This window comes from Mesorhizobium sp. M2E.F.Ca.ET.219.01.1.1, from assembly GCF_004016445.2.
GTDB lineage: Bacteria > Pseudomonadota > Alphaproteobacteria > Rhizobiales > Rhizobiaceae > Mesorhizobium.
The window spans coordinates 327,972-339,001 of sequence record NZ_SADT02000007.1 but is presented as its reverse complement, the minus strand read 5'-3'; the positions used below and the strand labels follow the sequence as shown (position 1 = coordinate 339,001).

Sequence of the window (11,030 nt, the reverse complement as noted above, 5' to 3'; positions counted from 1 at the left end):
CTGCGGGCCGCGAGCGCGCCAAGCTGATCGTGTTCGAGAGCGTCTATTCGATGGACGGCGACATCGCGCCGATCAGAGAGATCGTCGAGCTGGCCGAGCGCTACAACGCCATGACCTATATCGACGAGGTGCATGCGGTGGGCATGTACGGACCGCGCGGCGGCGGCATCACCGAGCGTGAAGGCCTTGCCGACCGCATCGACATCATCGAGGGAACGCTGGCCAAGGCCTTCGGGACGCTGGGCGGCTACATCACCGGCACCAGCGCCGTGATCGACGCGGTGCGCTCCTATGCGCCGGGCTTCATCTTCACCACCGCGCTGCCGCCGGCGATCGCGGCCGCCGCCACCACCTCGATCCGTCATCTCAAGCGCTCGCAGGCCGAGCGCGACGCGCAGCAGCGCCAGGCGGCGCGCACCAAGCAGGTGCTTGCCGCGGCGGGCCTGCCGGTGATGGAATCGGCCACCCATATCGTGCCGGTGCTGGTCGGCGACCCCGAGCTTTGCAAGATGGCGAGCGACCGGCTGCTTGGCGTGCACGGCATCTATATCCAGCCGATCAACTATCCGACGGTGCCGCGCGGCACCGAGCGGCTGCGCATCACGCCCACACCGTTCCATTCGGACGCGCTGATCGCCGAGTTGCAGGACGCGCTGGTCGAGACCTGGGATGCGCTCGGCATCCCTTATGCCGGCTCAGGCCGCCCCGCCGTCGCCAAGACCGACCGCATCATTCCCTTGCTGGTGCCGAAGTCAGGCGGCTGAATCCAGGGTATTGGCCTTGCATGCGCGGCTCCCAGGGGAGAATGACAGTCGAAGGATAACGAGGATGACACACGCTGTTTCACACACTTCGATCACCTATGCTGCCGACCACCCGCAGCAACGGGTGAACGAACCGGCATGGGAACGCAAAAAGAGCGACTTCGTCATTTGCGTCCACAACAGCTTTGGCCACGAGCCGGAAATCGATACCGACAAGGCGATCGGAGCGGTGTTCAGACTCCTCGACCGGCCTATTTCCGACGGTGAGATCGTCCAGGTTCGGAACTCGATGAAGAAGTCGCTGCGCCAACTGTGGCCGGAGGAATGACGATGTTTCGCGATCGCCAGGAGGCGGGGCAGAAGCTCGGAGCATCGCTGGACCTGCTTCAGCCGAAGGACCCGATTGTGCTCGCCTTGCCACGAGGCGGCATCCCTGTGGCTGCAGAGGTGGCCAAGGCCCTCAAGGCGCCGCTGGACCTGGTGATCGTTCGAAAGGTCGGAGCGCCGGGCAATCCGGAACTGGCGGTGGCCGCCATCGTGGACGGAGACCCTCCCGACGTCGTTCTCAACCGGGAGATCGTGGAGGCATACGCCCTCGATGACAGCACGCTTCGCGTGCTGATCGCGCAGGAGCGCCCCGAACTGGAACGGCGGCGGGCGGCATATCGTGGGAAAGACCCGCCCTTGTCGGTGGCTGGCAAAACGGTGATCGTCGTTGACGACGGGGCGGCGACCGGAACGACGATGAAGGTCGCCATTCGCGCGTTGAAGCGACGTTCGCCGCGGAAGATCATCGTCGCGCTTCCCGTGGCGCCGGTGGACACCGCGGACGAACTTGCGCAGGAAGCGGATTTGATCTGCCTCAATCAGCCTGCACGTTTTCGGGCGCTGAGCTATTACTACGGCAACTTCCCGCAGCTCTCCGACAACGAGGTTCTGGACATCATGGCCCTCGCCCGCGGGAATGCCGACGACAGGAGACGCTCCGGCCAGCACACCGCGAAAAGATCGCGGCGCGACACCGGCACTTAGGAGTCTTGCCGATGCAGATCCGCCCACTGTCCACCCTGGAATGCACCAAACTGCTGACGGCCAATCGCGTCGGCCGCCTGGCCTGCGCGAGGGACGGGCGACCCTATATGGTTCCGTTCCATTACGCGCATGCGGACAACCACCTCTATGCCTTCTCGATGCCGGGCAAGAAGATCGACTGGATGCGCGCCAATCCGCTCGTGTCCGTGCAGGTCGACGCACCCGGCACGGGTCACGGCTGGAAAAGCGTCATCGTCACCGGCCGTTATGAGGAACTTCCCGATCGGATCGGAGCGCAGTGTGACCATGCATGGTTCGTGCTGAGCAAGCACTTCGACTGGTGGGAGCCAGGCGCGCTCAAGCCGGCCAGCACCTCGGACGCGGAGCATCTTCCCCACGTGTTCTTCAGGATCTCCATCGCGGGCGTTTCGGGCCGCGAAGCGTTGGAGAGCTAGCCTTACATGGCGAGGCCATGCGGAAGCCGCGCCAACCGGCCGCGGGCCGAAGCGGCTGGGGAGCGTATGCAGCCACATCGGGGCCTCGCCGCCAGCACCGGGGACCGGGATTTGACCGGTGTCAAAGCTGCCAGTCCCCTTTCCTGTTGAATTCCCCCCATCGTTGCAAAGGTGGGAGGGCCTCATGGCCACAACAGACATCAATGTCCCTATCCGGGAAGAAGCCGCGACCCCGGCTTCGGCGAAGCTCCGGCTGGGATCGCTGACCGCGCTTGTCATCGGCTCCATGGTGGGCTCGGGCGTCTTCAGCCTGCCCCAGAACATAGCAGCCGGCGCCGGTCCGCTCGCGATCCTGATCGGTTGGGCCATCACGGCGGTCGGCATGCTTGCGCTGGTGTTTGTCTACCAGTCGCTGGCGGTGCGCCGGCCCGACCTCGACGCCGGCCCCTATGCCTATGCCAAGGCCGGCTTCGGTCCGTTCGTAGGCTTCAACAGCGCCTGGGGCTATTGGATCAGCGCATGGGTCGGCAACGTCTCCTACGCGGTGATCGTCTTCAGCGCGTTGTCCTATTTCTTCCCCGCCTTCGGTGACGGAAATACGTGGCAGGCGGTGCTCGGGGCATCGATCCTGCTGTGGCTTATCCACTTTCTGATCCTCGCGGGCATCCGTCAGGCGGCGGTCGTCAACACCATCGTGACGGTAGCCAAGATCGCGCCTGTCGTCCTCTTTGTCGGCGTCGTCGCGGTAGCCTTCAAGCTCAATGTCTGGACACTCGACTTCACCGGGCTCGGCAACACCTCGCTCGGCACCATCGTCGCCCAGGTCAAGAGCACGATGCTGGTGACGCTGTGGGTGTTCATCGGCATCGAAGGCGCCAGCGTCTTCTCCGCCCGGGCGGAGCGCCGCAAGGACATCGCGACCGCGACGGTGCTCGGCTTCTTCACCTGCCTCGCGCTCTATGCGCTGGTCTCGCTGCTTTCGCTCGGCATCCTGAGCCAGCCTGACCTTGCCGCCCTGAAGAACCCGTCGATGGCGGGCGTGCTGGAGGCGGTTGTCGGGCCCTGGGGCGCCATGCTCATCAATCTCGCGCTCGTCATCTCGGTCGTCGGCGCCTTCCTGAGCTGGACGCTGCTTGCGGCGGAGGTTCCGCATGTCGCCGGAAAGGACGGGACAATGCCGAAGTTCTTCTGCCGGGAAAGCGAGCGCGGCGTCCCATCGACGTCGCTGCTGATCACCAACCTGCTCGTGCAGGCCTTCCTGGTGATCACGCTCTTCGCCCAGAGCACCTACCAGGCGCTCTTCTACATCGCTTCGACCGCCATCCTCGTGCCTTACATCTTCTCCGGAGCCTTCGCCGCGAAACTGGCATTGACCGGAGAAAGCTACCGGGGCGGCGAAGGGCGCACCGGACCGCTCCTCGCCGGCGTGCTGGCAACGATCTACGGGCTGTGGCTCGTCTATGCGGCGGGGCCTGCGTACCTGTTCATGTGCGCGATCCTCTATGCCCCGGGCATCATCTTCTACGTCTGGGCTCGCCGTGAGGGCAACCAGCGCGTCTTCCACCCGGTGGAAGCCGTCATCGCAGTCGCGCTCGTCGCAGTCGCAATCCTTGCCGTCTACGAGATGTGGACCGGCGCCGTCAGCGCGCTTTGAGAGGCCATGCGATGACAAATCTGGGAGTGCATTCGGAAGTCGGTCGCCTGCGCGAGGTCATGGTCCACAGACCGGATCTCAGCCTGCGCAGGCTAACGCCGGACAACTGCAAATCGCTGCTGTTCGACGACGTGCTCTGGGTGAAGCGGGCGCGCCAGGAACACGACGTCTTCGTCGATGCCTTGCGCGAGCGCGGCGTGGTGGTGCATTCGTTCGGCGAGCTGCTTGCCGAGACCATGGGGATCGGCAAGGCCCGCGACTGGCTTCTCGACCGCCGGGTGCATGCCGGCGTGGTCGGCCTCGACATGGTCGACGAGATGCGCGGCTGGCTGAACGAAATGTCGGCCGGCCTGCTGGCAACCTGTCTCGTCGGCGGCATTGCGCGTGCCGAACTGCCGTTCGAGCCCAGGGGGCTGACCGGGAGGACGCTCGCGCCGCAGGACTTCGTGCTGCCGCCGCTGCCCAACCAGCTGTTCACCCGTGACAGCTCGTGCTGGATCTACCGCTCCGTGTCGGCCAACCCGATGTATTGGCCCGCCAGGCGGCCCGAGGCGGCCAATGTCGAGGCTGTCTATCGCTTCCATCCAAGGTTCCGCGACAGCGGCATCCCGTTCGTCTCGCCCCAGGCCGGAACAGGCGTCAGCCTCGAAGGCGGCGACGTCATGCCTGTCGGCGGAGGCGTCGTTCTGGTCGGAATGGGCGAGCGCACCACGCCGCAAGCGGTCGGCGATCTTGCGCGAAGCCTGTTCGCCGCCGGAGAAGCTACACGCGTGATCGCGGCTCTGATGCCGCGCGACCGTTCCTTCATGCATCTCGACACCGTCTTCACCTTCTGCGACCGGGACCTCGCGACTATGTATCCGCCCGTGGTCGAAAGGCTGCGCACCTTCTCGATCCGGCCCGGAGACGGCGATGCGGCGGTCGAGGTCAGGGAGGAGAAGGAGCCCTTCATATCAGTGGTCGCGGAGGCTCTCGGGCTGAAATCGCTGCGGATCATCGCCACTGGCGGCGACCGCTACGAGGCCGAGCGCGAGCAGTGGGACGACGGCAACAACGTCGTCGCCGTCGAGCCGGGCGTCGTCATCGGCTACGACCGCAATGTCTACACCAACACGCTTCTGCGCCGCGCGGGTATCGAGGTGATCACCGTCGAGGGCGCCGAGCTCAGCCGCGGCCGCGGCGGCGGCCATTGCATGACCTGCCCCATCGCCCGAGACCCGCTCTGAAAGGACCCCCAATGTCGATCAACCTTCATGGACGCTCGGTGCTCTCGCTGGACGACCTTTCGGCGGACGAGATCCGCTTCCTGCTGAAGCTGGCCGCCGACCTGAAGGCAGCCAAGCAGGCCGGGCACGAGATACCGCGCCTCGTCCGCAAGAACATCGCGCTCATCTTCGAAAAGGACTCGACCCGCACGCGGACGGGATTCGAAGTGGCCGCCTACGACCAGGGCGCCCACGTCACCTATTTTGGCCCAAGCGGCAGCCATATCGGGCACAAGGAGTCCATGAAGGACACCGCGCGCGTGCTCGGCCGCATGTATGATGCGATCGAATATCGCGGCTTTGCGCAACATCAGGCCGAACTGCTTGCCACGCATGCCGGCGTGCCCGTCTACAACGGCCTGACCAATGAAGCGCACCCGACGCAGATCCTCGCCGATTTCATGACCATGCGCGAATTCACGCACAAACATTTGTCCGACATGACGGTCGCCTTCGTCGGCGAGGGTCGGGACAATGTCGCGCAATCCCTGGCCGTTGGCGCCGCCAAGGTCGGCATCGACATGCGCATCGCTTCGCCCAAGGAGCTTTGGCCGGACGACGAGTTCTGCGCCCATGTCAGAACCCTGGCGGAGCGCAGCGGCGGCCGCTTCAGGCTGGACGAGGATGTGAAGAGCTGCGAAGGCGCCGACTTCATCTACACGGATGTCTGGCTGTCCATGGGTGAGGACAAGTCGGCGTGGCCTGAGCGTATCCGCCTGCTGACGCCCTATCGGGTGACGAGCGAGGTGATGTCGGCCAGCGGCAATCCGCACGTGAAATTCATGCACTGCCTGCCGGCGTTCCACGATACCGAGACCGAGGTCGGCGCCTCGGTCGCGCGCGAATTTGGCATCGACTGCATGGAGGTCACCGATCAGGTCTTCGAATCGGGCGCGTCGATCGTGTTCGACCAGGCGGAGAACCGCATGCATACGATCAAGGCGCTGCTCGTCGCCACGATCGGCAACTGAGATGCTGATCGTCGTTGCTCTCGGCGGGAACGCGCTGTTGCGGCGCGGCGAGCCCATGACCGCCGAAAATCAGCGCGGCAATGTCAAGCGCGCGGCATCCGCTCTGGCGGCGCTTATCGACCAGGGCCATTCGCTCGTCGTCACGCATGGCAACGGCCCGCAGGTCGGCCTGCTGGCGCTGCAGTCGGCGGCCTCGGCCGACGGCGCTTTCCCGCTCGACGTGCTCGGCGCCGAGAGCGCCGGCATGATCGGCTACATGATCGAGCAGGAACTCGGCAACCTCACCAGCCAGAGGCTGTTCGCGACATTGCTGACCCAGGTGAAGGTGGACCCGAGCGACCCAGCCTTCGCCCATCCGACAAAACCGATCGGCCCCGTCTATGACGAGGCGACAGCGCGGCGGCTCGCGGGCGCGCGCGGTTGGACCGTTGCGCCCGACGGAGACAAATGGCGCCGTGTCGTGCCCTCGCCGCGCCCTCTCGATATCCTGGAAGTGTCGGTGATCTCCTATCTGGTCGAACATGGCGTCGTCGTCATCTGCACGGGTGGCGGTGGTGTCCCGGTCATCGCCCGCGACGATGGCAGCATGATCGGCGTCGAAGCCGTCATCGACAAGGACCTGGCAAGCTCGCTTCTGGCGCGTCAATTGAAGGCCGACATGCTGCTCATGCTGACGGATGTCGATGCGGTCTATACCGGCTTCGGCACGCCGGAGGCGCGCGCGCTCCGGCACGTTGCCACGACAGAGATATCCGGACAGAATTTTCCGGCCGGATCCATGGGGCCGAAGGTCGGTGCCGCGACCGAGTTCGCCGAAGCAACGGGCAAGCCCGCCGCGATCGGCAAGCTCGACGATGCCCTGGCAATTGTCAGGGGCGAGCGCGGCACCTGGTTTGAGGCCCCCGGCCAAGGAGCGCAAAACAGCTGATCGCGGTGGACGCTGCGCCCCTGCGGCGTTCGTTCACGCCGACAATCACCGGTTCGGCGGACGGCTATCGGTTGACGGGATCAGAGCCGCGCCAGCCAGAAAGGCGCGGATAGCCGTGCGAACCTCCTGCATGCGCCCGACAAGAAGATGCCCGCCGGTATCGTAGACCACCAGCTTGGCGCCGCGAATCCTGGCCGCCGCGAACTCGGCTGCCGGCAGCGTGTTGAACAGGTCGTCGCGCGCGGAGACGATCATTGTCGGCGCGGCGATTTCTGATAACGGCCGTTCATGCGGGTCTGGGGCGCTGTCGATATTGATGCCGGAGAAGCGCAGCGACAATGGTTCAACGCCTCTGACGAAGCTCATCACACGGTCCGTCTCGGCTTGGGGCGCGGCCGCTACCAGCGCCGGCCGAACGCCGAGGAAGCGAATGAGTACTGATGGCGCAATGTTCTCGGCAGCCCACCAGGCGAAATCGCCGCCGGTGTTGACAGCCCAGAACGCAAACCTGTTACCCCGGCCCACGTCGATCGAGACCGGGCTGGTGGGCGAATAGAGGGCCGGGACAACCAGAATGAGAACGGCGACCTTGTCCGGGTGCCGCAGGCTCAGCTCGACCGCGGACCGCGCGCCGGCAGAAACGCCGACGACCACCGCTTTGGAAACGTCCAGTTCAGTGAGCAACGCCGCGAACGCATCGGCCTGCGCGGCTGGAGAGGGGTCCTGCGGAACAGGTGTGCGCAGATAGCCGTAGCGCGACGGCGCGATGATCCGGAAGCCCTCCCCCACAAGACCGGAAGCAAGGGCAAGGCCTTGGTCAAAGCCGCCGCCGGCGCCGTGGATCGAAAGCAGTGGAATGCCCGCGCCGCGGTCGGCGTATTCAACCGGCCCGATGTCGAGCCTGGCGACCAGGCTGCCTCGGCTGACGGCGTCGCGCAGGCGACCAAGCTCGTTCCTGTAAAGCACGAAAGCGACACCGGCCGCGGTCACCGTGGCGATAAGCATGACCAGCAAGAAACCGCCGATACGACTCATGCGAGGGCTCCACCAGCTGTGAGCGGATATTGACCTGCCTCGCTCGGAAGCAAGTTCATCTATCCAGGCTGACCGTCGATATCGAGCCGGACCAGTACCGTCGTGTACCTCATGTCCGGACTCCATCAGAGACGGGTCGACCAGCACGGTCGAAAGCGTCCCGCTTTGATGTGCATCAACTTCGGTTCAGCCGGGGCACGACAGGCCGAGAGCATCCAGTCCGGCCGCAAGGTGATCGCCCAACAGCGGGTTGCCGCAAAGATAGTCGGCCGTATGCCTGTTGTGAGCGTAGGCGGCCTGTTGGCGAACCTCGTCCCAATCGGCCGCCTTGCCGTCATCCCTGCCGAGCCATGTCAACGCCACGAGGTCGATCTGCTCGTCGACGGAGAGATCCGAGATCAGCGACCCAAGCTCTTCGCGCACGGGGTCATCATCATAGTCCTGAAGCACCGCGATTTCACCATCGTCCGTGGGATTGGAGCCCGCGTCCGGCTCGGTGACGGCAACCTTGACATCGAATCCATGCGCCTTGGCGATTATGAAACAGACCTTCCCGGTCGAGATTGCCAGCTCAGGGGCCTCTGTCTCCTCACTTCCGATTCCGCGTTTCATCCGATACCTCCTCTTGCGCCATCGGCGCTCTCTTCCGCGGCTCCCCGCTATCGGCCGAGGCTCCCGATATAGGCGATGATCGCCTCGATCTGATCTGGAGAGGCCACGAACTCGGGCATGTCCGGATGCCCGGTGGAGATTCCCTCGGCCAAGGCTTCTTGCAGGTCCTCGATCGGATAGCGGCGGTGCAACAGACGAAAAGGCGGGGCATCAGGATGGGTGCTTTGGCCAGTCCGGCCGACTGCGTGGCATCGCGCGCAGTTTGTTTCGACCAGCCTTTTGCCATAGGCAACCTGGAGATTGTCACCCGCCCAGACCGGCGACGCGAGTGCGATTGCAAACGGCAGAACCTTGAGCGCTGTTCGACGTTTCATGGCTGCTGAATAGGCCTTGAGCGGACGCCGCGCCTTGACCTCGCTCAAACGGCTGGAACGCAGCTACCGCTCGAGGACATACGTGCCGGGCGCGGCGCAAACCGTCTTCAAGGTGCCCAAGGCATCGCCCCGGTCGGCCGCGACCTCGCCGCTGGAATGACCGGCCAGCCATTCGACCCAGGCCGGCCACCAGGAGCCATATGTCACGGCCGCCTCTTTTGCCCACTCGTCCGGGCTGGGACGAATGGCGGCATGGCGGCAACTGAGCCTTCTGTAGGAACGGTTCGAGTGTCCGGGCTCCGACACGATTCCCGCATTGTGTCCGCCGGTGGTCAGGACGAAGTCGATGTCGGTGTCCAGGAGATACGTCAGCTTGAATACCGAACGCCACGGCGCGACATGGTCCGTCTCGGTGCCGACCGCGAACACCGGGGCTCGAATGTCTTCCAGATGAACAGGCCTTCCCTCGACGCGAAAGCGGCCCTCGACAAGATCGTTGTCCAGATAAAGCTGCCGCAGATATTCCGACTGCATGCGAAACGGCATGCGGGTTGAATCGGCGTTCCAGGCCATGAGGTCGCTCATCGGAGCGCGCTCGCCGAGCAGATATTCGCGCACCATGCGTGACCAGATCAGATCCTGCGAGCGAAGCATCTGGAAAGCGCCGGCCATGCGGCGCTGGTCGAGCGTGCCTTCGGCCCACATCACGTCCTCGAGCAGCGTGATCTGGCTCTCGTCCATGAACAGGCCGAGTTCGCCCGGTTCTTCGAAATCGACCTGCGCCGCAAAAAGCGACAGGCTGGCCAGGCGGTGATCGCCGTCGCGGGCCATGGCCGACGCGGCTATCGACAGCAGCGTGCCGCCAAGGCAGTAGCCCACCCCGTGGATCCGGCTGCTTCCCGTCGCCGCCTCGACCGCATTCATGGCCGCCATAGCGCCGAGCCGGCGATAGTCGTCCAGCGAGACTCCGGCCTGGTCGCTACCCGGATTGCGCCAGGAGATGCAAAAGACCGTATAGCCGCTCTGGACAAGATAGCGGACCAGCGAGTTCCCCGGTGAAAGATCGAGGATGTAGTATTTCATGATCCAGGCGGGGACGATGAGGATCGGCTCCTCCTTCACGGTGTCCGTCATCGGCGCATAAAGGATCAACTCGATCAGTTCATTGCGGAAGATCACCTCGCCCGAGGTTGCGGCGACCTCGATGCCCGGCCGGAAGTTCTCCACGCCAGCCGGCGGCTTGCCGTCGGCCAGTCGCATCAGGTCGTCGACCATATTGCTGGCGCCGTTGACGAAGTTGGCGCCGTTTTTCCGCAAGGTCCTGTCGATGACCTCCGGGTTGAGCGCCGGGAAATTGGAAGGAGAGACGGTATCCAGTATCTGCCGGCTGTAGAACTCGACGAGGCCCTCATGCCTTCTCGTTACTCCAGGAAGCCCGCTGGTGGCGTTGTGCCACCATTGCTGGGAGAGCAGGAAGGCTTGCTGCATGGCGTTGAAGGGGAATGTCTGCCAGGCATGGTGCTGGAACCTTCTGTCTTGCGGCAAGGGCGTGATGGTTGGCGCAGCCGTCCCCATTCCAAGCCCGCAGCGAAAAAGAAAATCATTGAACCTGACGAGCTTCTCGACCGCCTTTGTGGAGACCTCCGCCTGCTTTCCCGGCGATGTCGACAGGTGCAGCAGCCAGTCCTGCCAGGCCTGCAGGAGGCTGACCGGAGAGACGCCCGCGGTGAAGGCGCCCACCAAGGCATGCGCGAGCCTGTCGACGTCGCGATAGACGCTTGGCGTTCCTTCGTCCGGCAACTGCGGCACTTGGGGGCCGACCGCGGCCACCACCTCATTGCGCCTGGAGCCTTGCGGTGTCTCCGGATCTTCCACCATGTCATGACTGCTCCAGACGGAGGACCGATCGGCGGCTGGTTTGCGCCTGCTTTTCCCTGGCA

The 11,030-nt window shown here is 64.6% G+C and carries 12 protein-coding genes; 8 read left to right on the top strand and 4 right to left on the bottom strand.

Going from position 1 to position 11,030, the window contains the following annotated elements; all coding sequences use genetic code 11:
• The 8 genes from hemA to arcC form a co-directional block, all read left to right on the top strand.
• The coding region (gene hemA / locus EN862_RS30095) for a 5-aminolevulinate synthase (RefSeq protein WP_135913273.1) at positions 1 to 764 on the top strand (764 nt) is incomplete at its 5' end.
• A 64-nt stretch (positions 765 to 828) separates the two neighbouring features.
• The gene (locus EN862_RS30090; protein ID WP_127868502.1) at positions 829 to 1,092 is read left to right on the top strand and encodes a hypothetical protein; all 264 of its coding nucleotides are present in this window, start codon (positions 829 to 831) and stop codon (positions 1,090 to 1,092) included.
• Positions 1,093 to 1,094: 2 nt separating this feature from the next.
• Positions 1,095 to 1,796 carry a phosphoribosyltransferase gene (locus EN862_RS30085; protein ID WP_127868503.1) on the top strand — a complete coding sequence of 234 codons (702 nt, stop codon included), beginning with the start codon at positions 1,095 to 1,097 and terminating at the stop codon, positions 1,794 to 1,796.
• 11 nt (positions 1,797 to 1,807) lie between these two features.
• Positions 1,808 to 2,251: a pyridoxamine 5'-phosphate oxidase family protein gene (locus EN862_RS30080; protein WP_127868584.1), complete on the top strand. Its 444-nt coding sequence runs from the start codon at positions 1,808 to 1,810 to the stop codon at positions 2,249 to 2,251.
• A gap of 184 nt (positions 2,252 to 2,435) precedes the next feature.
• Positions 2,436 to 3,905 (top strand): arginine-ornithine antiporter, encoded by a 1,470-nt coding sequence (arcD, locus tag EN862_RS30075; protein ID WP_127868504.1) that lies wholly within the window; start codon positions 2,436 to 2,438, stop codon positions 3,903 to 3,905.
• An 11-nt stretch (positions 3,906 to 3,916) separates the two neighbouring features.
• Entirely contained in the window at positions 3,917 to 5,131 is a 1,215-nt protein-coding gene (locus EN862_RS30070) for an arginine deiminase (RefSeq protein ID WP_127868505.1), read from the top strand.
• 11 nt (positions 5,132 to 5,142) lie between these two features.
• On the top strand, positions 5,143 to 6,141 hold the full coding sequence (argF, locus tag EN862_RS30065) for an ornithine carbamoyltransferase (RefSeq protein WP_127868506.1): 999 nt from the start codon (positions 5,143 to 5,145) through the stop codon (positions 6,139 to 6,141).
• 1 nt (position 6,142) lies between these two features.
• Positions 6,143 to 7,069 (top strand): carbamate kinase, encoded by a 927-nt coding sequence (gene arcC / locus EN862_RS30060; protein WP_127868507.1) that lies wholly within the window; start codon positions 6,143 to 6,145, stop codon positions 7,067 to 7,069.
• Between the two features lie 45 nt (positions 7,070 to 7,114).
• On the opposite strand, the gene EN862_RS30055 is transcribed toward arcC, so the two are convergent.
• The 4 genes from EN862_RS30055 to EN862_RS30040 all read right to left on the bottom strand — a co-directional run bounded on the left by EN862_RS30055 (position 7,115) and on the right by EN862_RS30040 (position 10,968).
• The gene (locus EN862_RS30055; protein ID WP_127868585.1) at positions 7,115 to 8,104 is read right to left on the bottom strand and encodes an alpha/beta hydrolase; all 990 of its coding nucleotides are present in this window, start codon (positions 8,102 to 8,104) and stop codon (positions 7,115 to 7,117) included.
• Positions 8,105 to 8,290: 186 nt separating this feature from the next.
• On the bottom strand, positions 8,291 to 8,716 hold the full coding sequence (locus EN862_RS30050; protein ID WP_127868508.1) for a DUF3775 domain-containing protein: 426 nt from the start codon (positions 8,714 to 8,716) through the stop codon (positions 8,291 to 8,293).
• Positions 8,717 to 8,763: 47 nt separating this feature from the next.
• Positions 8,764 to 9,138: a cytochrome c gene (locus tag EN862_RS30045; protein WP_245519738.1), complete on the bottom strand. Its 375-nt coding sequence runs from the start codon at positions 9,136 to 9,138 to the stop codon at positions 8,764 to 8,766.
• Between the two features lie 15 nt (positions 9,139 to 9,153).
• Positions 9,154 to 10,968 (bottom strand): alpha/beta fold hydrolase, encoded by a 1,815-nt coding sequence (locus EN862_RS30040; RefSeq protein ID WP_127868509.1) that lies wholly within the window; start codon positions 10,966 to 10,968, stop codon positions 9,154 to 9,156.
• Positions 10,969 to 11,030: the final 62 nt, after the last annotated feature.

What these genes read in the sequence shown, in the direction of transcription:
- argF (WP_127868506.1), top strand. Translation starts at nt 5,143, where the DNA reads ATGTCGATCAACCTTCATGGACGCTCGGTGCTCTCGCTGGACGACCTT.
- arcC (WP_127868507.1), top strand. Translation starts at nt 6,143, where the DNA reads ATGCTGATCGTCGTTGCTCTCGGCGGGAACGCGCTGTTGCGGCGCGGC.
- EN862_RS30090 (WP_127868502.1), top strand. Translation starts at nt 829, where the DNA reads ATGACACACGCTGTTTCACACACTTCGATCACCTATGCTGCCGACCAC.
- arcD (WP_127868504.1), top strand. Translation starts at nt 2,436, where the DNA reads ATGGCCACAACAGACATCAATGTCCCTATCCGGGAAGAAGCCGCGACC.
- EN862_RS30050 (WP_127868508.1), bottom strand. Translation starts at nt 8,716, where the DNA reads ATGAAACGCGGAATCGGAAGTGAGGAGACAGAGGCCCCTGAGCTGGCA.
- EN862_RS30085 (WP_127868503.1), top strand. Translation starts at nt 1,095, where the DNA reads ATGTTTCGCGATCGCCAGGAGGCGGGGCAGAAGCTCGGAGCATCGCTG.
- EN862_RS30070 (WP_127868505.1), top strand. Translation starts at nt 3,917, where the DNA reads ATGACAAATCTGGGAGTGCATTCGGAAGTCGGTCGCCTGCGCGAGGTC.
- EN862_RS30080 (WP_127868584.1), top strand. Translation starts at nt 1,808, where the DNA reads ATGCAGATCCGCCCACTGTCCACCCTGGAATGCACCAAACTGCTGACG.
- EN862_RS30040 (WP_127868509.1), bottom strand. Translation starts at nt 10,968, where the DNA reads ATGGTGGAAGATCCGGAGACACCGCAAGGCTCCAGGCGCAATGAGGTG.
- EN862_RS30055 (WP_127868585.1), bottom strand. Translation starts at nt 8,104, where the DNA reads ATGAGTCGTATCGGCGGTTTCTTGCTGGTCATGCTTATCGCCACGGTG.